Raw genomic sequence first — 297 nt, 5'->3', positions numbered from 1 at the left:
GGACTGTTTGAAGTGGGGGCTTCTCGGTTAGTCGTTACTTTTGATAGCTAACGAATTCGTCCTAAGACAGCCGAGCTAACTCCCTTGTTCCAAGGGTTATTTTATTGCTATCTATGCTAACGCTAATAGGCGTATTGCTTCATTTTTGATATTGGTAGCGGCGTTATAATCTCTATCGAGATTTACACCGCATATACAAGAATAGACTCGCTCAGACAATGACATATTTTTCACATTTCCACAACTGCTACATGTTTTTGTGGAAGGAAACCATTTGTCTATTTTCACAAGCTGTTT

The 297-nt window shown here is 39.4% G+C and carries 1 protein-coding gene; it reads right to left on the bottom strand.

The features are described from left to right. Window positions 1–111: 111 nt before the first annotated feature. The coding region (locus HMPREF2590_RS26110; RefSeq protein WP_141763557.1) for a zinc ribbon domain-containing protein at window positions 112–297 on the bottom strand (186 nt) is incomplete at its 5' end.

This window comes from Bacillus sp. HMSC036E02 (genome assembly GCF_001836235.1).
Lineage (GTDB): Bacteria > Bacillota > Bacilli > Bacillales > Bacillaceae_G > Bacillus_A > Bacillus_A cereus.
This window is presented reverse-complemented; position numbering and strand designations above follow the sequence as displayed.